Below are 23,147 nucleotides of genomic sequence, written 5' to 3' on the forward strand. Positions count from 1 at the left end.
CGATGCGATGGCGGCCGGCGCGAGCGTCGCGCGTCACGCCAACCGCTTGCGGCGCTGACGACGAAAGAAATGCCAGAACATCGCAGTCGCGGCCGGGCCGGTGGCGGAATGGAACGGCTCGCCCGGATCGCCGCCGCTCCATGCATGCGGCAGCCCGCGGACGATGCACACCCTGACGACCAGCCGTCCACCCTTCAGATAGTCGATGTAGTCCGCATCGTCCTGCGCGTAGCTGCGTTGCTCGCCGACGCGGATCGCTCCGTGTTCGTCGACGAGCCGGTTGAGTCGCGCGAACGCGATGCCGAGCTGCGTCGCGTTCCGGTCGGTCACGACCGTATCGAGCCGGCCATGGATGACGAAGGCCGGCATGCCGGGATAGGATGCGACGTCGACGCATGCGTCGAGCGCGTGAATCGGATCGTCGCGGAGGCCGCGGCGCATCAGGTTCATCGCGGCCATCGTCGACGACGGCGGCGCGACGGCCGGCCCGGAGTGCAGGCCGACGGCCGCGAAGCGGTCGGGATAGCGGAGCGCCAGCGCCGCGGCGAGCCCGGCGCCGGCGGACATGCCGGCCACGTAGATCCGGTCGCGATCGAAGCCGTGGCGCCGGACGATGGCGTCGATCAGCGACGCGACGGACGCGGCTTCGGACTGGGTCGCGTCGCCATGCCAGTGCCAGCAACGGTGCGCATGGGCGGTTTTGGCCTGCTCGGGAAACAGCACGGCGAACCCCGCCCGCTCCGCGAGACGGCAGATGCGCGTACCCGCGGCGAACGATTCGGCGGTCTGCCTGCAGCCGTGCAGCATGACGACGGCCGGCATGCCCGCTGTCGTCACGGGCGCCGCGGGAAGATACAGCGCGTACGCCAGATGGTTCACGAGCCGGCCTGCGCTCGGGCCGGACGAATGAAACGACCGGAGCCAGGTGCCGGGCGGCCGGGCCGACGGGGCGCGTGCGGTGCCCTGCCGTTTGGCGGCGCGCGCGGGGGCGGCCGGCTTGGCGGGCCGTCGAGCGAGCTTGGCGGCGGTTTTTTTTGCGGCCGGCCGCGGCTTGCCGGCGCGCTTCTTCGGACGTGCGCCGGCCGCCGCTGAAAACAGTTCAAGATGCCGCAACCAGAGGCTGGATTTTATCCTGGGCATGCGCAATCTCGTGCCGGCGGCCGGCCGTGACAGGAAGCGGCGGCCGATCCCACCGTCGGATGGAAGTCGAACGGGCGCGAAGCAAGGTTCGTGCTGCCGGTGTCGCGGCAGTCGAAAGGTGGCGCGCTTCGGAACCGGAATGACGCGAATCGATTATCGGCGATACTGGCCGCCCGACGTGACGGGCGTGCGAATCGAAGCCCGCTTCGGCTAACGCCGTGATTCACGTGATATCGTGCGGTTCGACAGAAGATCCACCGTTCATTCCGTTGTGAGGGGCGACATGCGTCTTTCCGATTTCATCGTACGGAACATGGAACCGATCCTGGTGCAGTGGGAAGCGTTTGCCGCCACGCTGTTACCGGCCGCGAGGAACATGACCTCGCACGGGCTACGCGACCACGCGCGCGAGATCCTGACCGCCGTCGCCAGGGACATCGCGACCCCGCAGACGAGGGAAGCGCAACACGAAAAATCGCTGGGGCGCGCACCCGAGCCGGCGGACGCTCGCGAGACGGCTGCCCAGACGCATGCCGTTCTGCGCGCCCGGCGGGGCTTCAACATCAACCAGCTGGCAGCCGAGTATCGGGCGCTGCGTGCCAGCGTGCTGCGCCTGTGGATCGACGCGTGTCAGCCGGGCCCGATCGATATGGACGACATGATTCGCTTCAACGAAGCGATCGATCAAGCGCTGGCGGAATCCGTCGCTTTTTTTACCGAACAGGTCGAACAGGCTCGTAACTTGTTTCTCGGCATGCTGAGCCACGACATGCGCACGCCGCTGCAGACGATCCAGCTCACGGCGTCGTATCTTGCCGCGCTCCATGCGGGTGAGGAAGTCTCGGCGGCCGCCGCGCGGCTGATCAGAAGCGGTGGTCGCATGCAGGGCCTGCTCGACGATCTCTGCGATTTCAATCGAACCCAGCTCGGGCTGGGCATCAACGTCGTTCCCCGCCCTATCGATCTCGCGCACGTGCTCGTCAATGTGGTGGACGAGCTGCGGGCGGGTCATCCGGATCGCGAAATTACCGTCGATATACGTGGGGACCTCCGGGGTGAGTGGGACGAACAGCGCATGCAGCAGTTGCTGAGCAATCTGGTGAGCAATGCCGTCAAGTACGGCACGCACGATACACCGGTGCGGGTGGTGGCGACGACGACCGGCGCCGAAGTGGTCGTCGAGGTCGGCAACAGCGGGCCGGCGATCGATCCGCGCACGCTCGACCGTATTTTCGATCCGCTCGAGCGCGGGGAGGATGATCGTTCGCGTCGGACGGGGGATGATGCCGGTCTAGGGCTCGGGTTGTTTATCGCCAACGAAATCGCCAAGGCGCATCGCGGCCGGATTGATGCGCGGTCGGATCAGGCGGAAACCGTTTTTACGGTGCGGTTGCCGAGAGGCATATGAGGCGGGGAGAGCGGGCAGGGGAATGATTCGCCGGGCTTGCGGTCGGCGGTGTGGCGAGAGGCCGCTATCGGCCAGAAGCGGTCTCTCGGAGGCGACCGCCTTGTGGGCCCTGTTGTCGCTCCTCGCATATGGGGAAGCCCGAGCGCTCAGTGTCACCTAGAATATGACGCCCGTCGCCGACCGTCGCCGGGACGACCGCAGTACGCATGCGCGTTCAACTTCCGGCCCATCAGCGAGATTCGGTTGAGTGGACTAGTCTGGGGCAGTCGAAGTGGAAACTGTCGCCCGCAACTTCGCCATGCCCCGGATCTGGTTTACACTCGTTCTTATCTAAAAGCCGCTTGCCCGGATGGGATCGACATATGAGCGTTGCAGCAGCAAATTTCAGAAAGGCAATTCAAGTTGCTGAGGACAGCGCCAGGGACCTGTTGCCCGAACTATCCGATTTGAAGTTGGAGGGCGTAGTCATTTCCGGTAAAGACTACGAGGTAACCCTTAGCTATTACATTTCCGGGCAAAGTCCTCTTGAGCTTTCCCAGCGCAGCAAGAAGGAAACCCTAGGCTTGCTTGCGGCAATGATGACTACACGACGAGAGTACAAAGTGTTCTTGGTTGATAAAAGCACTTTCGCCTTCCGCGGCTTCAGAGCCTACAAAGAATGACCAAGGCCAAACGTCGGGCGCTTCAGCGATTATTGATTGACACCAATCTTTGGCTTGTCATGATAATCGGTGGCGTTGAAGAGGGGAGGTACATCGCCAAATCGAAGCGCCTGGGGTCGTATTCTCTTGAGGACTTCGACAATCTATGGAATATCTTTGCCTCATATAAGGAGGTTTGGATAACCCCCTATATTGCTGCCGAAGTTTCGAATCTAATTGATTTGGATGGAGAGGCCGGCGTCAAGGCATATGTTATTGCCAAGGAGATTTTTTCTAGACTTAATCAGGTCGATTCGTTGATCTCTAAGGACTGTGAGAACGAGTTCTACATTCCATTTGGTCTGACTGATGGCTCAATCATCCAGCTTTCGGAGCAATTCGATGTTCTCACAAATGACAAAAGAATGCTCGGGCCGCTTTATCAAGTGGGTATGGAAAACGTGATACCTTACTATCCAGTCAGCTCGCTCTCAGGATGAAATCCATGTGTCCGACCGAACTCTCGGTGCCGAGCGCGCCCTGATGCCATTGCGCTAAGCGTCCGCATTTCGACGGCGAGCGGATGGCGCCTCGTCCACTCGGTGACTCCAAGCGGGATTCGGCGCAGCGGACGTCGCGCGACGGCACCTCTGTGCAGTGCACCACGCGTGAAGGGCAGCATAGGTGCGGCGGCTGCCGCTCGCCTGATTCAGCTCCGAACGTCTGACTTCGAGCGGTCGGCTCGACATCTCGACCGACCGAAACGGGTCGGAAGTTGCCCGTCGCAGAGCAGCGGCCAGCGGAATTCAGCCAGCAAGCGGGTAGACCTCGCCTTCATCGCCCCGGATGACGGCAGAAAGCGCCACGGCCAGTTGCATAGCCGCCGCCATCGTTGGATCGACCGCGGATAGATTCCGAGGCGCGTTGAAACTTGCACGGCCCTGATTCCAGCTAAAGGATTTGATCCATTCGCCATCGACGAGGACCGCGACATCGCCAGGTCTGCCCGGAATCGAAATCCGTTCGCCCGTCACTGGATTCGCCGACGTGACCGGGCGCTCGTCCTCTTTTAAAGAGGCTTGCCCGAGGATAGCGGCCCGCCATTCATCCAGCGAGATGGACGGTTCACGTTCGATGTGCAGTCGATAAGCCATGGCAGAAACCGGAACTGTAGGGGGAGGATTACGCTAACACGAATGATGGCTTAGGAGAAAACCGGGTGGTCGCAAGGGGGCTCGAAGGTGTCATCGAGCGGCGCGGGGCGGCATCGGGCGGAAGTCGGCCATCTACGGTCATTCCGCGATTCCGTAGAATGGCCCGTCGAATGTCGGTTTTTGCGAGCACAACCGGCCGCATTACCCGACGTGGTTGCACTCGATCCCGCCAAAATTCTGGCCGCCGGGTATCTTTGGCGAACGCACGCACTTGGGCTCATGAGGGCCGGTCCGATTTACAGCAGGTTATTCTGTCCACGAGAAGGAGGTCATCTTGCTCCTGTACGATGTAAGCGGCCCCGTGACAGCGGCGGCCGAAAGCAAGCCATTGCCGAGAGTTGCCACGGCGACGCAGAAGCCTATTGGCTTGATTGGCCACGGGCCGAGACATGTTCATCGCACCGGTACCGACTATGACGTCGATGCCGAACAGGGCGAACGTAGTGCAGTTCGAAGGGGCTGCGTATGAACCCATCGACATGCGATCACGTCGACCATCCCGGTATTTCGTTCGAAAAGGTTGTGGCGGCTATCCAGGCCCAGCTCGACCCCGCAGCCAGCGTTACCCATAATGAAGTGCTCGTGGATAGACTGGGCCACTCACGCCAGTTCGATGTCGTAGTCCGAGGCGTCTTTGCTGGACAGAAGATGCTCGGCGTTATCGAATGCAAGGACCTCAACAAGAAGGTGGGGACCCCTGAGGTCGATGGCTTTATCACCAAGGCGTCGGACGTTAACGCCAACTTCAAAATCCTGGTGTCCCGCAAGGGGTTCTCGAAGCCTGCCCTCTCAAAGTGTTGTCACTATGGAATTCAACCTCTATCTCTCGTAGACAACGATCCAGCTAATAAGAATTTCTTCGTTGGAACGCGCTGGGAAGCTGACATAACTCGCTGGGGACGGATCGCTGTAACGCTCCATTTCGCTAATCAACCTACAGAGGCCGTTCATTTCAACGCCGATGAACTGACTGTCCGCGGCAAGAAGGTGCTCGACTGGTTCACAAACTACCTGCTGGACAAGGAGGCCGAAATCACAGAGCTTGGGTGGGTAGTAAATATCATCGTTCAGTTTGAAGAACTGCAGACAGTCAGCGTGCGTCCGGGCGAAGAATATCTGTGTACGGCAATTTCCTTTAGTGCAGAGCGAATCTGCGACAAGCTTGAGCGACTCGTCGGAATCAGCGGGACAGGATTTTTTGACTGGAATTCAAAAATGGCAACCTTTCCTCCCGGCACAGAGATCCGGACTGACGCGGTCCCGATGGACTTTTCGCAATGGAAGCCTCGCTCCGATCGTCGAGGCGTGCCATCCGGATTTCTGGAGGTCCGACTGGAAGCTTGTTCCGTTCAGTTCGAAAGAATGCCCGATGCAATCGAACTCGACAGGCTGTAATGCACTCAGTAGCCGTCTCAACTCATGCTCGAAGCCGAACGTACTGACTGGCTGCGCTAATGATTGCCTCTGTCGCCGAACGGCCTTTCGACCGGTCATAGCCAACGACCGTTGCCTCCCGAACCCGCTGTTCGGAGCCCGGCGCAACGAATGTCTCAGATGGGTCGGCAGCGGACGATCCACGCCGCCTTCGGCAACGGCTTGCAAACAACCGTTCGCATCTCGCCGCGACGATCAATCAGCGTCGCAGCCATTCAACCGGGCACATGGCGGAAGGTTACTCCAGTACGGAGCATGCGGCCGACACGCGTTGCCCACCGACGCGACGCGGCACATCGCCGCGCCGGCGGGCATGCTGCCGTCAATGCGCGTCGATGAACCGCGAATCGATATACGCGTCGACATCCTGCGACTGCTTGTACACAGCGTTACGCACGTTGAACGCATTCGCATTGCGCGTCGAGCCATAGATCGAATCGAGCCCGTCACCCTTGCGGAACGCACGCTTCGCAGCCGCTTCGTCCAGCAGGTGCGTGCCCTTCAGCAACGGAAGGTATTGCGCCGGCGCGAGCCCGACGCGCGCCGACATGATCTTGACCGCATCGGCCTGCGTCTTCGGATCGTTGATGTACGCGACGCAGCGATACCAGACCTTGACCACCTTCGCCCAATCGGCGCGGCGCGCGGCGAGGCTCGCCGGCGCGACCGTGATCGCATCGTAGATCAGCCCCGGCGCATCCGCGGACGTAAAGATCGCGCGTGCGCCCGGCGCGCGCTTCAACGCTTCGCCCGCGTTCGGTTGCCATGCAGCTACCGCCGCGATGTCGGCCGACGAACCGAGCACCTGCGGCAGCTCGTTGGTTTTCGCATTCACGAGCGTGACGTCGCTGTTCTTGAGTCCGTGCTTCTGCAGCGCGGTTTCGAGCAGCAGGTGGTCGACGAGGCCGAGCTCGACGCCGACCTTCTTGCCTTTCAGCGCCTCGACGGTGCGCAACGGCGGCTTCGCGACGATCATGTCGTTGCCGGCCGAATAATCGGTCAGCAGGATCATCACGTTCTTCGCGCCGGAAGCGCCCGTCACGAGCGCATCGCCGTTGGTCGCCGCGACCGCGTCCAGCTTGCCTGCGGAAAACGCGTCGAGCGACGCCGAATAATCGAACCATTCGAAATCGACGTCGACGCCGGCTTCCTTGAACCAGCCCTTGTCGAGCGCGACCTGGAACGCGACCCAGCCGGGCCAGTCGCTGTAGCCGATCTTCAGCGGTGCGGCAGCGTGCGCGGCAGGCGCCGCCCACAGCGTGGCGGCCGCGGCGGCGGCGCCCAAAGCATGACGGATGAAACGGAAGGACGACAGGCGGCGGAACGCCGGGGCGGGACGGGTCATCGTTGTTCTCCAGGAGACCGGGATCGGGATCGTCGATACGGCCCGTGCGCGAACACACGGGCCGGCTGCGTGACCGGTTCCTGCGGATGCGGAACGAACGGGGCGGCCACGGAGAGGCGCGACGGCCGTTGCCATCGCCAATCTCCCGGGCTTTTGTCCCGCCGTGTAGCACGCGTGCATCCGGTCTCGCGATCGGATGAACCCGCGCCGGGCTGCTCTCGGACCAGACATTCGATGAACCGGAACCCTAGCACCCCTAAGATGCGACGCCGCCGCACCTCTCGGCGTCATGCCGAGCGAGAAGCGTGCCAACGGCGCGCGGCAACGCGATTCAACGTTGACGCATGGTGCGCTGAAGTTCGATGAAGCGGGCGGCGAACAGCGCGTGCAGCGCGCGCCGGAGCAGGTCGAGCTTGTTCATGAAGGAGCGGGTATGAGGTAACGGTGCGTGAGTTCAGCAATGCCCGTGCCATCGCGGATCGCACGGTGCGCGCCCACGCGACGCGCACTGCACCGGTGCGCGGTTGCGTGCGCATGGTGCGCCGCGCGCCCGCCGCGAGGGCAAGCGAACGCGTCCGCCATCCGGATGCCGCGCGGCATCGCGCCACGGGGCCGCGTCGTACGGTGATTAGGCGGCGGCTGGCATGCAACTCGCTTATTCGATGCCCGAGAGGTGCGAAGCAATTTGCATCATCTTCAGGATCGCTAGGGTTCCGGTCGTGCGGCGTGCGCCGCGCGATGTCTGGTCCGAGAGCAATCCGGTCTTGCCTTCGCCTCGATGAGAGGAAACGGCGAGGCTCCACGGAGGGATAAAAGCCCGGGAGGTCGCGATGTCGTTCGGTCGCCCTCTCACGCCTTTTGTCCAACCGATCCCGGAGCCGCCATGTCGCCGAGCCCCCAAGCCGTCCTTGCCCCGCCGCCACACGTCGCGTGGGAAACGCTGATTCCCGCCGGAACCCACTGGTCCGGCATCCTGCGCCGCGGTCTCGCGCTGCGCATCGTCGATGTCGACGGCGGCGCGAACCTGTCCGCCGTCTTTCATCGTCAGGAAGACCTGCTCGAACGCTACAACATGGCCGATACGCTGAAGGCGCAGCACACCGCGCATCTCACGCGCGGCCATGCGCTGTATACGGACATGGGGCGCGTGATCGCGTCGATCACGGCCGACACGCTCGGCTGGCACGACCCGCTCGGCGGCGTCGGCGATGCGCGGTTGTTCGCGCACAAGTACGGCACGTCGTCGTATCAGGCCGACCGCAACGCGATGATCCGCAACGGCCGAGACAGCCTCGTGCTCGAACTCGCGAAATACGGGCTGTCGGCGCGCGATCTCGCCGCGAACGTCAACTTCTTCAGCAAGCTGGACACGCGCGACGACGGCGCGCTCGATTTCGTCGCCGGACATTCGCCGGCCGGCAGCGCGTTCGATCTGCGCTTCGAGATGAATACGCTGGCGGCGTTCTCGACCGCGCCGCATCCGCTCGACCCGCGTCCGGACTACGCGCCGAAAGCCGTGAAGCTGATCGCGTACCGCGCGTATCCGGCCGACGGCGCCGCGCCCGACGACGACCCGTGCCGGCGCGCATGCGCGGAAAACGCGCGCGGCTTCGCCAACACCGACCGCCTGTTCGCATGAGGAGCGACACCATGCCGATCATCGAAAGCCGACTCGACCCGCGCGACGCGATCCACGACACCACGCTGAACGCGGGCGACCCGTGGCTGCACGACCTGAAACGCGGGCAGATCTTCCGCATTCTCGACCTCGAAGGCAACCAGGCCGTCGACACGCTGTTCTACCGCACCGACGATCCCGAGGAGCGCTACAGCGCGCAGGACACGATCCGCACGCAGCGCAACCTGTACCTGAGCGCGGGCAGCGTACTCGTGTCGAGCCACGGCAACCCGATGGCGACGATCGTCGCCGACACGTGCGGCCGTCACGACACGCTCGGCGGCGCGTGCGCGGCCGAGAGCAACACGGTGCGCTATGCGCTCGACAAGCGCTACATGCACAACTGCCGCGACAGTTTCCTCAACGCGATCGCGCACTGCACGTGCGGCGCCGGCGCGCGGCTGACCAAGCGCGACCTGGTCGGCAACGTCAACTTCTTCATGAACGTGCCCGTCACGCCGCTCGGCGGACTCACGTTCGAGGACGGCATCTCCGCGCCCGGCAAGTACGTCGAGATGCGCGCGGAGATGGACGTCACGGTGCTGATCTCGAACTGCCCGCAACTCAACAACCCGTGCAACGGCTACAACCCGACGCCCGTGCGCCTCATCGTGTGGGAGGCGGAATGAACTGCCCCCACGCTCACTTGCTTTGCATGGGGCCGGAGTACGCGCTGAAGCGCTACTACGGGCCGACACGTTCGCTGCGGGAGGCAACATGAGATTCGCCAAAGTCCTCGTCGCGAACCGCGGCGAAATCGCGTGCCGCGTGATCCGCACGCTGAAGCGCCTCGGCATCGCATCGGTCGCGATCTATTCGGATGCCGATCGCGATGCGCGCCACGTGGCGCTCGCGGACGAAGCCGTGCGTGTCGGGCCCGCACCGGCCGCCGACAGCTATCTGAACGTCGCGGCGATCCTCGCCGCCGCGCGCGAGACCGGCGCGCAGGCCGTGCATCCCGGTTACGGCTTCCTGTCCGAGCACGCGGGCTTTGCCGACGCATGCGAAGCGGCGGGCCTGCGCTTCATCGGGCCGCGCGGCGATCACATGCGCGCGTTCGGACTCAAGCACACCGCGCGCGAACTCGCGGCCGCGCACGGCGTCGCGCTGCTGCCCGGCACCGGGCTGCTCGACGACGTCGCGACGGCGCTCGCCGAAGCCGATGCGATCGGCTATCCGGTGATGCTGAAGAGTACGGCCGGCGGCGGCGGGATCGGCATGTCGCTGTGCCGCGATGCCGCGCAGCTCGGCGCGGCGTTCGAATCCGTCGTGCGGCTCGGCGCTGCGAACTTCGCGCATGCGGGCGTCTATCTCGAGAAGTTCGTCGAACACGCGCGGCACATCGAAGTGCAGATCTTCGGCGACGGCCGCGGCGGCGCGATCGCGCTCGGCGAACGCGATTGCTCGGTGCAGCGCCGCAACCAGAAGGTGATCGAGGAAACGCCCGCGCCCGACCTGACCGACGCCGAGCGCGATGCGCTGCACGCGAGCGCGGTGCGGCTCGTGCGCGCGGTGGGCTACGCATCGGCCGGCACGGTCGAATTCGTATTCGACGCGACCGCGCGGCAGTTCTATTTCCTCGAGGTGAACACGCGGCTGCAGGTCGAACATTGCGTGACCGAGGCAGTGACGGGCGTCGATCTCGTCGAATGGATGATCCTGCAGGCCGAAGGCGACCTGCCGCCGCTCGACACGCTCGCCGTCGCGCCGCGCGGCGCGAGCATCCAGGTGCGGCTCTATGCGGAGGATCCGAACAAGCAGTTTCAGCCGAGCGCCGGGGTGCTCACGCACGTCGCGTTTCCCGACAACGTGCGGGTCGACGGCTGGATCGACGCGGGCACGGAGATCAGCGCGCATTACGATCCGCTGCTCGCGAAGCTGATCGTGCACGGCGACACGCGGCGCGACGCGCTGGGCGCGCTGCGCGCCGCGCTCGACCAGACCGAGCTGTACGGGATCGAGACCAACCTCGACTACCTGCGTGCCGTCGTCGGTTCCGACACGTTCGCGCGCGGCGCGCCGACGACCGCGTTCCTGTCGCGCTTCGCGTTCGCGCCGCACACGATCGACGTGCTCGACGGTGGCGTGCAGACCACTGTGCAGCAGGCGCCCGGGCGGGTCGGCTACTGGAGCGTCGGCGTGCCGCCGTCGGGGCCGATGGACGATCGCGCGTTCGATCTCGCGAACGCGCTGCTCGGCAACGCGCGCGACGCGGCCGGGCTGGAATTCACGATGGTCGGCGCGACGCTGCGCTTCAATACCGCCACGCTGTTCGTGCTCGGCGGCGCGCCGCTCGCGGCCACGCTCGACGGCGAAGCGGTGCCGTTCTGGGAGGTCGTGCGCGCACGAGCGGGTGCGGTACTCAAGCTGGGTGGCGTGACGGGCGCGGGTGTGCGCGCGTGTCTCGCCGTCAACGGCGGGCTGCAGGTGCCCGACTATCTCGGCAGCAAGGCGACCTTCACGCTCGGCCAGTTCGGCGGCCATGCCGGCCGCGCGTTGCGCAAGGGCGACGTGCTGCATCTGCACGCGGACGCCGGGCGCGGCAACGCCGGTGCGACGCTGGCCGCGGCCGATATTCCCGCGCTGACGCATGCGTGGACGCTCGGCGTGCTCGACGGTCCGCATGGCGCGCCGGACTTCTTCACGCCGGACGACATCGCGATGCTTTACGGCACGCAGTGGACCGTCCATTACAACTCCAGCCGCACCGGCGTGCGGCTGATCGGCCCGAAGCCGCAATGGGCGCGCGCGGACGGCGGCGAGGCGGGGCTGCATCCGTCGAATATCCACGACAACGCGTATGCGATCGGCACCGTCGATTTCACGGGCGACATGCCGGTGATTCTCGGCCCGGACGGGCCGAGCCTCGGCGGCTTCGTGTGTCCGGTGACGGTCGTGCGCGACGAGCTGTGGAAGCTCGGGCAGTTGCGGCCGGGCGATACCGTGCAGTTCGTGCGCGCGAACGTGTCGGTCGGGATATCGACCGGGAAACCCGCTGCCGCGATCGCTGAGGCGACGCGTGACGTTGCCGCCGTTGCTGCTGCATCCGGCTCATCCGACGATTGCGTGCTGCATCGCGACCCGTCGGCCGGCGGCGGCATCGGCGTCGTCTACCGGCGCTCGGGCGATCGCAACGTACTGGTCGAATACGGGCCGCTGGTGCTCGACCTGAACCTGCGCTTTCGCGTGCATGCGCTGATGGGCTGGCTCGACGCGCACCGGCTGCCCGGCATGCTCGACCTGACGCCGGGCATTCGCTCGCTTCAGGTGCAGTTCGATGCACGGACGCTGCGGCTGGACGCGCTGCTCGCGCATCTGCAGGCCGCGGAGCGCGAACTCGCCGACGTGGCCGACATGCGCGTGCCGAACCGCATCGTGCATCTGCCGCTGTCCTGGGACGACCCGTCGACGCGCGTCGCGATCGAGCGCTACATGCAGTCGGTGCGGCCCGACGCGCCGTGGTGCCCGAGCAATATCGAGTTCATCCGGCGCATCAACGGCCTGGCGAGCATCGACGACGTGAAGCGCGTCGTGTTCGACGCGCGCTATCTGGTGATGGGCCTCGGCGACGTTTACCTCGGTGCGCCCGTCGCGACGCCGCTCGATCCCCGGCACCGGCTCGTGACGACGAAGTACAACCCCGCGCGCACGTGGACGCCGGAGAACGCGGTCGGCATCGGCGGCGCGTATCTGTGCGTGTACGGAATGGAAGGGCCGGGCGGCTATCAGTTCGTTGGCCGGACCGTGCAGATGTGGAATCGCCACCGCACCACGCGCGAATTCGAAGCCGGCAAACCGTGGCTGCTGCGCTTCTTCGACGAGATCCGCTTCTACGAAGTCAGCGAGGCCGAGTTGGCTGCGCTACGGGCGGATTTCATCGCGGGCCGCGCGACGCTGAAGATCGAGGAATCGGTGTTCGATCTGCGCGAATACAACCGCTTCCTGCACGACGAGGCGGAGTCGATCGCCGCGTTCAAGGCGACGCAGCAGGCCGCGTTCGACGCGGAGCGCGAGCGCTGGCGCGCGGCCGGCCACGCGGAATACGTCGGCGACGGGGAGCCGGGTGATGCGCACGCGGACCGCGTAGCGGGCGCGCTCGACGACACGCAGCGCGCGATCGCCGCGGACGTGTCGGGCAGCGTGTGGAAAGTGCTGGTCGAAGCCGGCGAGCGCGTGACCGAAGGGCAGGTCGTCGCGATCGTCGAGTCGATGAAGATGGAGGTGGCGGTGACGGCAACGGAAGACGGCACGATCGAGACGATCGATTGCGCGTCAGGCGCTGCGGTGGTGGCTGGCCAGCGGTTGATGGTGATGAAGGCGGGCGCCGCCGAGGAGGTTGCATGAGCACGACGAAACGCCCGGTTTTGCCGGGGCGGCACTCGATTGCCGCGCTGCGCGCGCGCTACGCGGCGGGCGACCTGACGCCGCATGCGCTCGTCGACGCGATCGCTACGCACTTCGACGCGGGCGATCCGCACCATGCGTGGATCCGGCCGCTGACGCGCGACGAGATGATGCCGTACGCCGACGCGCTGGCCGGACGCGACATCGCGTCGTTGCCGCTGTACGGCGTGCCGTTCGCGATCAAGGACAACATCGACGTCGCCGGCATCCCGACGACGGCCGGCTGTCCCGCCTACACATACACGCCGGCACGCAGCGCGCCCGTCGTCGAGCGGTTGATCGCGGCCGGCGCGATTCCCGTCGGCAAGACCAATCTCGACCAGTTCGCGACCGGGCTCTCGGGGCAGCGCTCGCCTTACGGCGCATGCCGCAATGCGCTCGACCCGCGCTATGCGTCGGGCGGGTCGAGTTCCGGGTCGGCGGTGGCGGTCGCGCTCGGCGTCGCGACGTTCTCGCTCGGCACCGACACGGCTGGCTCCGGGCGCGTGCCGGCCGCCTTCCACGGGCTCGTCGGGCTCAAGCCGACACGGGGCGTGCTGAGCACGCTCGGCGTGGTGCCGGCCTGCCGGTCGCTCGACTGCGTGTCGGTGTTCGCGCGGTCGGCGGACGACGCGCGCACCGTATTCGCCGCCGCGCACGGCGTGACGGAAGGCGACCCGTACGGGCGCCCGTGGCAGCCGCTGTTGGGTGCGGACGGATTGCGCGCGGACCCGGCGCGGCCGCTCGGGCAATTGCGTTTCGGCATGCCGCGTGCCGATCAGCTCGAATTCTTCGGCGACGAATCGTATCGCGCGGCGTGGGGCGCGGCGCTCGAACGGCTGCGTGCGACCGGCGCGCGGATCGTCGAGATCGACTTCGAACCGTTTCTGGCGGCCGCGCGGCTGCTGTACGACGGCCCGTGGGTCGCCGAGCGGCTCGCCGCGATCGGCGCGTTCGCCGCGCGTGAGCCCGATGCGCTGCATCCGGTGATCCGCGAGATCATTGGCGGCGCCGCGCGCTTCAGCGCCGCCGATGCGTTCGCCGCATTCGACCGGCTTGCGGCGCTGCGCGTCGAGGCGGCCCGCGCGTGGGACGGCCTCGACGCGATCGTGATGCCGACCTCGGCGACGACCGCGACCGTCGAGGCGCTCGAAGCCGATCCGATCGCGATCAATTCGCGCTTCGGCTACTACACGAACTTCGTGAACCTGCTCGACCTGTCGGCGATCGCGGTGCCTGCGGGCACGTGCGCGACCGGGCCGCATGCGGGCTTGCCGTTCGGGATCACGTTCGTCGGCCGCGCGCACGACGATGCGCGGTTGCTCGATCTCGCGCACGCGTGGGGCGACGGCGCAGCCGCGCTCGACGAGGTTCGGCCACCCGCGGCCGCGACGCCGGCGCGTGCCGCGGCCGAGGGCGTCGTGCGGGTGGCCGTCGTCGGTGCGCATCTGCGCGGCGAACCGTTGAACGGGCAGCTCACGCAGCGTGGCGCGCGCTTCGTCTCCGCGACCACGACCGCGCCGGCCTATCGTCTCTATGCGCTGTCCGCCGATGCAAGCGGCGGCGTCGCCAAACCGGGCCTCGTGCGCGTGCCGGACGGCGGCGCGCCGATCGCGGTCGAGGTCTGGGAGATACCGGTCGACGCGTACGGCAGTTTCGTCGCCGGTATCGCGGCGCCGCTCGGCATCGGCACGCTGACACTCGCCGACGGTGCGCGCGTGCAGGGCTTCCTGTGCGAAAGCGTGGCGCTCGACGATGCGCAGGACATCACGCGCTTCGGCGGCTGGCGCGCTTACCGCGCGCAGGCGGCCCGCGACGTACTGCAATGAACGCACGGTCGCGCGATGCCGCGGCATCCGCGCGACCGGCACCCGAAACGATACGGAGATTCCGATGACAACGACCCGCAACACGACCGGCTGGCTCGCGGTGCGCCGCGAGCTGACCACGCGCGGCAAATGGACGCTCGGGCTGGCGTCCTTCCTGCTGCCGTTCGCCGTCTGGTGCCTGATCAGCTATGTCCCGTTCGTCTGGCATCCGCAGATGCGCATCACGAATCCGGGCAGCGTCGACTATTTCCAGACCGGCATGCAGATCGACCGCGACGTGTTCGACGACGAGCGCGCGCATGCGCGTGCGACGCACGCGGCGGTGCCCGAGGGCGAGCGCGCGAATCCGGTGTACCTGCCGGCGCCGCACCAGGTATTGCGCGCGTTCTACACGGCGTTCACGACTCCGCCCGCGTCGCGCGACGGCGTGTGGCTGCACGAAAGCCTGTGGCACAGCATCCGCATCATCTTCTGGGGCTTCGTGATTTCGTCCGCGATCGGCGTGCCGCTCGGCATCGTCTGCGGCACCTTCAGTGCGCTCGCGCGGCTGCAGGAGCCGTTCCTCGAGTTCTTCCGCTATCTGCCGGCGCCCGCGTTCGGCGCGCTGATGGTCGCGATTCTCGGCATCTACGACGCGCCGAAGATCGCGATCATCGTGATCGGTACGCTGTTCCAGCAGGTGCTGATCGTCGCGAACACCACGCGCAAGCTCGAATACGGACTGTTCGAGGCCGCGATGACGCTCGGCACGAAGAAGCTGAAGCTGCTCACGCACGTCGTGATTCCGGGCGTGCTGCCGGACCTGTATCGCGATCAGCGGATCCTGCTCGGCTGGGCGTGGACGTATCTGATCGTCGCCGAGCTGGTCGGCACGAGTTCGGGCATCACGTGGTACATCAGCCAGCAGGCGCGCTACCAGCATTTCGACAACGTGTATGCGGCGATCCTGATGATCGGGATCATCGGCCTCGGCACCGACATCGTGCTCGGGCTGCTCGGCCGCCGGCTCTTTCCGTGGGACCGCACGCTGAAAGCGTGACGTTCGCCCGCCCGTACCCATCGACCGATTTCCGCAGAGGGCATCATGCAGAACCCGCAAGCCGTCCCCGATTACCTGATCCAATCCGACGCGGTGCGCGAGCGCTTCGCGCGACTGAAGGCCCGCGACGTGATACTCGACGTGCGGCACGTCGGCAAGCGTTTCGCGACGCCGCAGGGCGAGTGCGTCGCGCTCGACGACATCAGCTTCCGCACGCACCGGCGCGAGTTCGTGTGCGTGATCGGCCCGTCCGGCTGCGGCAAGTCGACGTTGATCCGGATCCTTGCCGGGCTCGACGCGCAGACGAGCGGCGAAGTGCTGCTGGACGGCAAACCGGTGGACGGGCCGGGCGCCGATCGCGGGATGGTGTTCCAGGGCTATACGCTGTTTCCGTGGCTCACGGTCAAGAAGAACGTGATGTTCGGTTTGCGAATGAACGGCAGCAGCAGCGGCGTGGCCGAGCGCGAGGCGCTGCAGTGGCTCGATCTCGTCGGGCTGACGCGTTTCGCCGACGTGTATCCGCACCAGTTGTCGGGCGGCATGAAGCAGCGCGTGGCGATTGCCCGCGCGCTCGCGAACCGTCCGCGCATCCTGCTGATGGACGAACCGTTCGGCGCGCTCGACGCCCAGACGCGTGCGAGGATGCAGACGCACCTGCTCGACATCTGGCGCAACATCGACGTGACGATCCTGTTCATCACGCACGACCTCGACGAGGCGATTTTTCTGGCCGACCGGATTCTGGTGCTGAAGGCGAATCCGGGTGGGGTGCAGGAGCTGATCGAGGTGCCGGTGCCGCGGCCGCGCGATTATTCGCAGGTCAATACGCCCGAGTTCATCGCGACGAAGGCGCGGCTCGAAGCGCTGATTCATCCGAAGGAGGCCGCGACGGCGGAAGACGACGGTATCAAGCCGCACATGATCCGGATGACGGATGTTGCGGATAACGTCGAATAGTCGACGACTTCACACGCGCCTGCACCAAAATGATGTCGCCAACTGGCTTACACCCGGATTAATTTTGTCCACGCTTCGTGGACCTCGACTTCCCACGGTAAGCTGATGAATTCCCGATCGATTCTTCGGCTTGCGAGAGAAAGCGATGAAGGTGACCATTGCGTACATCGAAGAACCGCCATTCGGCTGGACCGAAGCGGAGGGCACGGCTACCGGCGCCGATCTCGAACTCGCGGCGATGATTCTCCGGCAGATCGGCGTCACCCGGATCGAGTATTGCGCGACGACGTTCGGCGAATTGCTGCCCGGCGTTGCGTCAGGTCACTGGGACATGAATGTGCCGCTCTTCGTGACGCCGCAGCGAGCCCATGCCGTCGCGTTCAGCGTGCCGGTGTGGGGGATCGAGGACGGTTTCCTGGTTCGACCCGGCAACCCGAAGGCGCTCAGGAGTTATGCGTCGATCGCCCAACGTCCCGATGCGCGCCTCGGCATCATTGCCGGACAGGTCCAGCATGATTCCGCGATGGCGTCAGGCGTGAGCCGGCGGCAAATCGTCGTCTTCGAACAGCAGGCCGACGCGATTGCGGCCGTTCTCTCCGGCGTGATCGACGCGTATGCGAGCACCGCGTTGGGGAATCGAATCGTGGCGGGCCGGATAGGCAGCGCGCTGATCGAGGCCGTCGCGCACGAGCCGGATGTCGACGGCGGACAGCGGACGCCTCCGCTGGGCGCGTTCTCGTTCAACCGGGAAAACCGGGGTCTTCTCGACGCGTTTGATCGGCGACTTCGTGCCTATCTCGGCTCGCCCGACCATCGCGCCCGCATGGCGAGATTCGGACTGACGGCGCGCGAGATCGATCCAGCCGTCTTGCAGGCAGGATAGGTCGGCGCCCGGCCGCGCCGGGCAACCGACCATTCGTCTCGTCTCGTCCCGGCGGAATGCCCGGACATCGAGCTTGATCAGTCAAACCTGATCAAGTCCTTGAAGATCAGGCGTCCCCAGCTTTTTCCGCGCGCGTGCACCAGCCATCCGCCTTCCGACAGCCCGCCGAGCTGGATCGGCGCGAAGCCGAGTTTTTCCGCAAGCGCGCTCACGTCCGCCGCGGCCTCGTCGTCGTCGCTCGCCAGAAACACGACTCTCCTGCCGCCGTGGACGGCCGGGTCCTGGCCAAGGACGGCCGCGACCAGATGGTTGAAGCCTTTCACCAGCCGGGCTCCGGTGAACGCTTTCGCGACGAAGGCCGAGGACGGGAGACCGTCCAGTTCGTCCAGCGGGGCCTGCGTGTTCATCGCGTCGATGACGGTCTTCCCGTTCCAGTCGGCCAGCGCTTTGGCGACCGCGGGGTGCGACTCGAAACGAACCGCCAGAAAGATGACGTCTGCCTTGACGGCTTCCGCCAGGCTCGTGGGCGTGATCGTCGGTCCGATCGCGGCCGCATCGGCCGCAAAGCTTGCCGGGTCGCGCGTGGTTGCAACGGCCACGTCGATACCGTTGCGGGCGAACGCGCCGGCAAGCGCGTGGCCGATCTTGCCGAAGCCGATGATGGCGTAACGCATGGGTTTCTCCTTCGTTTTCCGGTGTGCTCAGAGCTTGTAACCGCCGCTCGCCTCGATCGTCTGGCCCGTCACCCAGTGGCCGTCGTCGGACGCGAGAAACGCGACGACGGCCGCGATTTCCGAAGGCTCGCCAAAGCGGCCCAGCGCGATTTGCGCCTCGACCGCCTTGACGAGTTCGGGATTCTCGCGAAAGGCGGCGTTCGCATCCGTTCGCGTGAAGCCGGGCGCGACGGCGTTCGCGGTGATGCCGCGCGGCCCGAGCTCGATGGCGAGCGTCCGGGTCAGCGTGTTGATCGCCGCTTTCGCCATCGAGTAGACGGGCGCCGCCGTGACGGGCTTCGTGGCGGCAGCGGATGAAATGTTGACGATGCGCGCGCCATCGGCGAGGCGATCCAGCGCGGCCTGGACGATGAAGAAGGGCGCGCGGGCGTAGACCGCCATCAGCGTGTCCCAGCTTTTCGGCGTCGCGTCCTTGAAGCCGACCCAGCCGGAATTGCCTGCGTTGTTGACCAGAATGTCGAGGGTCTTGCTGCCGTTGCGCCGGGTGAGTTCGTCGTCGAGTCTTTCGAACAAGGCCGGCACGCTCGCCGGGTCGACGAGATCCGCATGGATCGCAAACGCGGTGCCGCCCGCTTTTTCGATCGCAGCGATCGCCTCGTCCGCGCCGGATTGGCTGGCGTTGTAGGTCAGTGCGACCGTCGCGCCGTCCCGGGCGAGACGTTCGGCGATCGCACGGCCAATGCCGCGTGACGCGCCGGTCACGAGCGCCGTTTTGCCTGTTAGCGATTGGGTCATGTGGTGCCTCTCCTCAGAGTTGCGCCAGGCCGCCGTCGACGGCGACCTCGCTGGCGGTCATGAAGCTGCTGTCCGACGACGCAAGAAAGGCGGCCACCGCGCCGATCTCTGCCGGATCGGCCATGCGCTGGAGCGGCGTCATCGCGCCGTAGGCTTTCTGGCCTTCTTCGCCGAGCGCTTCCTTGGCCAGTTCCGTCGCCGTCGCACCGGGCGACAGCACGTTGACCCGGATGCCGGTGCCTTTCAGCTCTTCCGCCCAGGTCCGGGCGAGGTTGCGCACCGCGGCCTTGCTCGCGCTGTAGGCCGTGAACCCCGGGGCTCCCGTGGTGCCGGCGCTCGAGCCGGTCAGGATGATCGACCCGCCCGCGCGCATCAGCGGCAGCGCCTTCTGGACCGTGAAGATCGTCCCCTTCACATTGGTATCGAACGTGTCGTCGATGTGCCCGGTGGTGATCTGGCCGAGCGGAAGCGGGCTGCCCGTCCCCGCATTGGCGAAGACGATGTCGAGGGTCCCGCGCTCCGCCTTTACCGACGCGTAGAGCCGGTCGAGGTCGGCCGGTTCGGCCACCGAGCCCTTCATCGCGCGGGCATGGGGCCCCAGGTCGGCCACTGCCGCGTCGAGCGCCGCCTGCCGGCGACCGAAGAGGAAGACGAACGCGCCTTCCTCGATGAAGCGCTTTGCCGCCGCCCGGCCGATGCCGGTTGCGCCGCCGGTGATCACGGCGGTCTTTCCATTCAGTCTGTTCATGTCATGCGTCCTTCGAAACGAAATCGACAAGCCCGATTCTGGCGCGCTTGATTCATGAAGAAAACTGACTGAATATCTATAAGTGCCATCTACTTTTTAGATAGATATATGCTGGACAACGTCACCATCAATCAGCTTCGCGCGTTCGTCGCCGTGTGCGACCAGGGAAGCTTTTCCGGCGCCGCGCGGGAACTGAGGCGTGCGCAATCGGCGATCAGTCATGCAATCAGCGCGCTCGAGAGCGCATTCGACGTGGTGCTGTTCGAGCGCAACACGCGCAAGGCGACGCTCACGGCCGCCGGCCGCAGCCTGCTGCCCGATGCGCGCGGGGTGATCTCACGCACCGAGGAAATGAAGATGCGTGCGGTTGCGATCGCCGAAACCGGCGTCCCGCAGGTGTCGATCTCCATCGACACCTATTTCCCGCGTGCGCACCTGATCGAATGCCTGCGCACGCTGCAGGCGGAATTTCCAACGATTGCCATCAATCTGCGCATGACGACCATGCAGGGCGGCGAGCGCCTGGTTCTCGAGGGCACGTGCGCATTGGCGGTGACGATCACGGACGTGCCCGAGTTGAGCCCGGGCACCATCGAACGGCATCATTTGCTCGATGCGCAAATGGTGACCGTATGTGGGCCAGCGCATCCGCTGGCCGCATGCGCGAAGCCGATTCCGCGGGAGGAATTCGGCCGGCACATCCAGCTCGTCGTCACCGACAATCAGCCCGATGCGGAAAAGACCCAGCAAGGCGTCGCCAGTGAACGCCAGTGGTGGGTGAACGATCTCGGCGCGAAGCACGACCTGCTCAGAGGGAACCTGTGCTGGGGGCACATGCCGCGCCATATGGTCGAGGCCGACCTCGCGAACGGAACGCTGGTCGAGCTCCAGCGGCGTGCGTGGCACATGCGTCCGCTTACGTTCATGATTTCGCAGCGGCGCGGGTACGCGTTTTCCGGATGCGAGACACGGCTGGTCGAGCTCCTTGGCAGTTGTCCTTCGCAAAAGGCGGGAAGCGCGAGGTCGACGTGACGTGCGGCCGCTTTCGGGCGGCAGCGGTCTTGATGGAGCGGGGCCGGGGCATCAGGTGGCAGCGCGGTCATGGGGCAGGGTGCTCGACTCCGCCACCTGCCGGACCATCACTTCGGCCATCGCCAGACGGGATTGCCCAGATGTTCGGCGAAGTAGTCGGACAATGCCGTCACCTTCGCCGGGCGTGCCCGTGCCGACGGCGTAACGAAATAAAGACCGCCCTTCGTCAGCGACCAGTCGGTGAGAATGGCTTCGAGGCGGCCATCGGCCAGATATTCATGGGCGATGAACTCCGGCAACTCGGCGATCGCGAGCCCATCGAGCAGCGTCGGCAACAGCGCATCGGCGTTGGTGACGCGCAGCGGGCCCGTCGGCATCACCGGCTCCTCGTCGCCCGCGTCGTTCGTGAAGCGCCATACGGCACTCCGCGCGCGATACGCGTACGAGAGGCACGGGCGATCCGCCAGCTCGCTCGGATGCGTGGGTCGCCCTTCGCGCCGCAAATATTCCGGCGATGCCACCACGAGTTGCGTGACCGCGCACAGCCGACGCGCGACCAGCGACGAATCCGGCAGCGCGGCGATCCGCAACGCGGCGTCGAATCCATCGGCGATCAGATCGACCGACGCATCCGATAAATGCAGGTCGATCGACACTTCCGGATACGCGCGAAAGAAGCCCGGCAGCAGTGGTGCGACCCAGCGCAGCCCGAACGACATCGGCACGGCCAGGCGCACCAGCCCGCGCGGCTGCACCGACATCTCGCGCGCCGAGCTTTCCGCCTCCTCGGCCTGGCGATAGATCTCGCCGGCTTTCTCGCTGATCGTCCGGCCGAACTCGGTCAGCGACAGCTGGCGCGACGTGCGGTTGAACAGCCGCGCGCCGAGCCGCTCCTCCAGACGCGCCACCCCGCGCGAGACGGTGGCGACCGACACCCCGGTCGCGCGCGCCGCGGCGGCAAACGACCCGTGCTCGGCCACTTTCGCGAACATCGCGAGCCCTTCGAAATCAGGTAGGTGCGCCATTTCTCTTCATCTTTTCATTTATGCAACGTTTGTTTGCGATTGATTCTATTTCGAAAAGATCAGCCCGTCGATATTCTCCTCACATCGCAGCACGTAACACCGAACCCAAACACCGCTGACCCACTGAAAGGAGCAATACCATGGCACGCAAACTCGACAACAAGATCGCACTCGTCACCGGCGCAACCAGCGGCATCGGGCTGGCCACCGCTCAACGCTTCGCGGCGGAAGGCGCTCACGTCTATCTCACGGGCCGCCGCCAGGCCGAACTCGATGCCGCCGTGAAGCGCATTCGCGAAGCCGGCGGCAACGCGACCGGCGTGCGTTCCGATTCCACGAAGCTCGATGAACTCGACGCGCTGTATGCGCAAATCAACGAAGAACAGGGGCGCCTGGACGTGCTGTTCGTGAACGCCGGCGGCGGCTCGATGCTGCCGCTGGGCAGCATCACCGAAGCGCACTACGACGAAACCTTCGACCGAAACGTGAAGGGTGTGCTGTTCACCGTGCAGAAGGCGCTGCCGCTGCTCGCCGATAGCGCATCGGTGATTCTGACCGGCTCGACGGCGGGTAGCGCGGGCACCGCTGCGTTCAGCGTGTATTCGGCTTCGAAGGCGGCGGTGCGTGCCTTCGCACGCAGCTGGATTCTCGACCTCAAGGAGCGCGGCATCCGCGTGAACACGATCAGCCCGGGCGCGACCCGCACGCCCGGCCTGCTCGATCTCGCCGGTGACGATGCGGCTCAGCGGCAGGGGCTGGCCGATTATCTGGCGGCGCAGATCCCGATGGGGCGGCTCGGCGAGCCGGAAGAGATCGCGAGCGCGGCGCTGTTCCTGGCGTCGGACGACGCGAGCTTCGTGAACGGCATCGAATTGTTCGTCGACGGCGGCCAGCAACAGATTTGAGGGGGGATCGACGCGAC

General features: G+C 65.8%; 20 protein-coding genes and 2 riboswitches. Of the genes, 13 read left to right on the forward strand and 7 right to left on the reverse strand.

What is annotated here, in order from left to right:
- Positions 1-33 precede the first annotated feature (33 nt).
- On the reverse strand, positions 34-1,140 hold the full coding sequence (locus A9Z05_RS21830; RefSeq protein WP_069619891.1) for an alpha/beta fold hydrolase: 1,107 nt from the start codon (positions 1,138-1,140) through the stop codon (positions 34-36).
- A gap of 283 nt (positions 1,141-1,423) precedes the next feature.
- Here A9Z05_RS21830 and A9Z05_RS21835 point away from each other — a divergent pair, with 283 nt between their 5' ends.
- From A9Z05_RS21835 to A9Z05_RS21845, 3 genes are all read left to right on the forward strand, one after another.
- Positions 1,424-2,548, forward strand: coding sequence for a sensor histidine kinase (locus A9Z05_RS21835; RefSeq protein ID WP_069619892.1), 1,125 nt, complete (start codon positions 1,424-1,426; stop codon positions 2,546-2,548).
- A gap of 362 nt (positions 2,549-2,910) precedes the next feature.
- Positions 2,911-3,210, forward strand: a complete 300-nt coding sequence (locus A9Z05_RS21840; protein WP_069619893.1) for a hypothetical protein — start codon at positions 2,911-2,913, stop codon at positions 3,208-3,210.
- On the forward strand, positions 3,207-3,689 hold the full coding sequence (locus A9Z05_RS21845) for a hypothetical protein (protein ID WP_141723458.1): 483 nt from the start codon (positions 3,207-3,209) through the stop codon (positions 3,687-3,689). Before A9Z05_RS21840 ends, A9Z05_RS21845 begins: the two co-directional genes overlap by 4 nt.
- Before the next feature lie 306 nt (positions 3,690-3,995).
- Here the strand turns inward: A9Z05_RS21845 and A9Z05_RS36360 are convergent, their stop codons facing one another.
- Positions 3,996-4,343: a hypothetical protein gene (locus tag A9Z05_RS36360; protein ID WP_141723459.1), complete on the reverse strand. Its 348-nt coding sequence runs from the start codon at positions 4,341-4,343 to the stop codon at positions 3,996-3,998.
- 525 nt (positions 4,344-4,868) lie between these two features.
- Here A9Z05_RS36360 and A9Z05_RS21850 point away from each other — a divergent pair.
- A complete protein-coding gene (locus tag A9Z05_RS21850) occupies positions 4,869-5,798 on the forward strand; it encodes a restriction endonuclease (protein WP_069619895.1) in 930 nt (309 codons plus the stop codon).
- Between the two features lie 361 nt (positions 5,799-6,159).
- On the opposite strand, the gene A9Z05_RS21855 is transcribed toward A9Z05_RS21850, so the two are convergent.
- Entirely contained in the window at positions 6,160-7,182 is a 1,023-nt protein-coding gene (locus A9Z05_RS21855; RefSeq protein WP_069619896.1) for an ABC transporter substrate-binding protein, read from the reverse strand.
- 140 nt (positions 7,183-7,322) lie between these two features.
- Positions 7,323-7,444, reverse strand: a riboswitch (guanidine-I (ykkC/yxkD leader).
- A 432-nt stretch (positions 7,445-7,876) separates the two neighbouring features.
- A riboswitch (guanidine-I (ykkC/yxkD leader) is annotated at positions 7,877-8,008 on the forward strand.
- Between the two features lie 57 nt (positions 8,009-8,065).
- Here A9Z05_RS21855 and A9Z05_RS21860 point away from each other — a divergent pair.
- From A9Z05_RS21860 to A9Z05_RS21890, 7 genes are all read left to right on the forward strand, one after another.
- Positions 8,066-8,821 carry an urea amidolyase associated protein UAAP1 gene (locus A9Z05_RS21860; RefSeq protein WP_069619897.1) on the forward strand — a complete coding sequence of 252 codons (756 nt, stop codon included), beginning with the start codon at positions 8,066-8,068 and terminating at the stop codon, positions 8,819-8,821.
- Positions 8,822-8,832: 11 nt separating this feature from the next.
- On the forward strand, positions 8,833-9,489 hold the full coding sequence (locus tag A9Z05_RS21865) for an urea amidolyase associated protein UAAP2 (RefSeq protein ID WP_069619898.1): 657 nt from the start codon (positions 8,833-8,835) through the stop codon (positions 9,487-9,489).
- Positions 9,490-9,577: 88 nt separating this feature from the next.
- Complete coding sequence (gene uca / locus A9Z05_RS21870; RefSeq protein ID WP_069619899.1) at positions 9,578-13,204, forward strand: urea carboxylase; 3,627 nt, start codon at positions 9,578-9,580, stop codon at positions 13,202-13,204.
- Positions 13,201-15,072, forward strand: coding sequence for an allophanate hydrolase (gene atzF / locus A9Z05_RS21875; protein ID WP_069619900.1), 1,872 nt, complete (start codon positions 13,201-13,203; stop codon positions 15,070-15,072). The genes uca and atzF overlap by 4 nt, the downstream gene beginning before the upstream one ends.
- Before the next feature lie 64 nt (positions 15,073-15,136).
- Positions 15,137-16,111 carry an ABC transporter permease gene (locus A9Z05_RS21880; RefSeq protein WP_069619901.1) on the forward strand — a complete coding sequence of 325 codons (975 nt, stop codon included), beginning with the start codon at positions 15,137-15,139 and terminating at the stop codon, positions 16,109-16,111.
- A 45-nt stretch (positions 16,112-16,156) separates the two neighbouring features.
- Positions 16,157-17,068: an ABC transporter ATP-binding protein gene (locus A9Z05_RS21885; RefSeq protein WP_069619902.1), complete on the forward strand. Its 912-nt coding sequence runs from the start codon at positions 16,157-16,159 to the stop codon at positions 17,066-17,068.
- Positions 17,069-17,213: 145 nt separating this feature from the next.
- The gene (locus A9Z05_RS21890) at positions 17,214-17,951 is read left to right on the forward strand and encodes a transporter substrate-binding domain-containing protein (RefSeq protein ID WP_069619903.1); all 738 of its coding nucleotides are present in this window, start codon (positions 17,214-17,216) and stop codon (positions 17,949-17,951) included.
- Between the two features lie 77 nt (positions 17,952-18,028).
- On the opposite strand, the gene A9Z05_RS21895 is transcribed toward A9Z05_RS21890, so the two are convergent.
- The 3 genes from A9Z05_RS21895 to A9Z05_RS21905 are packed head-to-tail and all read right to left on the reverse strand — an operon-like array spanning position 18,029 to position 20,168.
- Positions 18,029-18,625: an NADPH-dependent F420 reductase gene (locus A9Z05_RS21895; protein ID WP_069619904.1), complete on the reverse strand. Its 597-nt coding sequence runs from the start codon at positions 18,623-18,625 to the stop codon at positions 18,029-18,031.
- A gap of 27 nt (positions 18,626-18,652) precedes the next feature.
- Positions 18,653-19,420 (reverse strand): SDR family NAD(P)-dependent oxidoreductase, encoded by a 768-nt coding sequence (locus tag A9Z05_RS21900; protein WP_069619905.1) that lies wholly within the window; start codon positions 19,418-19,420, stop codon positions 18,653-18,655.
- Between the two features lie 13 nt (positions 19,421-19,433).
- Positions 19,434-20,168, reverse strand: a complete 735-nt coding sequence (locus tag A9Z05_RS21905; protein ID WP_069619906.1) for an SDR family NAD(P)-dependent oxidoreductase — start codon at positions 20,166-20,168, stop codon at positions 19,434-19,436.
- A 108-nt stretch (positions 20,169-20,276) separates the two neighbouring features.
- On the opposite strand from A9Z05_RS21905, the gene A9Z05_RS21910 reads away from it, so the two are divergent.
- Positions 20,277-21,200, forward strand: coding sequence for a LysR family transcriptional regulator (locus tag A9Z05_RS21910; protein WP_069619907.1), 924 nt, complete (start codon positions 20,277-20,279; stop codon positions 21,198-21,200).
- Positions 21,201-21,307: 107 nt separating this feature from the next.
- Here the strand turns inward: A9Z05_RS21910 and A9Z05_RS21915 are convergent, their stop codons facing one another.
- Positions 21,308-22,225: a LysR family transcriptional regulator gene (locus A9Z05_RS21915; protein ID WP_069619908.1), complete on the reverse strand. Its 918-nt coding sequence runs from the start codon at positions 22,223-22,225 to the stop codon at positions 21,308-21,310.
- Between the two features lie 140 nt (positions 22,226-22,365).
- Between A9Z05_RS21915 and A9Z05_RS21920 the strand changes: the two genes are divergently transcribed.
- Complete coding sequence (locus tag A9Z05_RS21920) at positions 22,366-23,130, forward strand: SDR family NAD(P)-dependent oxidoreductase (protein ID WP_069619909.1); 765 nt, start codon at positions 22,366-22,368, stop codon at positions 23,128-23,130.
- Positions 23,131-23,147 lie beyond the last annotated feature (17 nt).

This window comes from Burkholderia sp. A2 (assembly GCF_001729305.1).
In the GTDB taxonomy this organism is placed as follows: domain Bacteria; phylum Pseudomonadota; class Gammaproteobacteria; order Burkholderiales; family Burkholderiaceae; genus Burkholderia; species Burkholderia sola.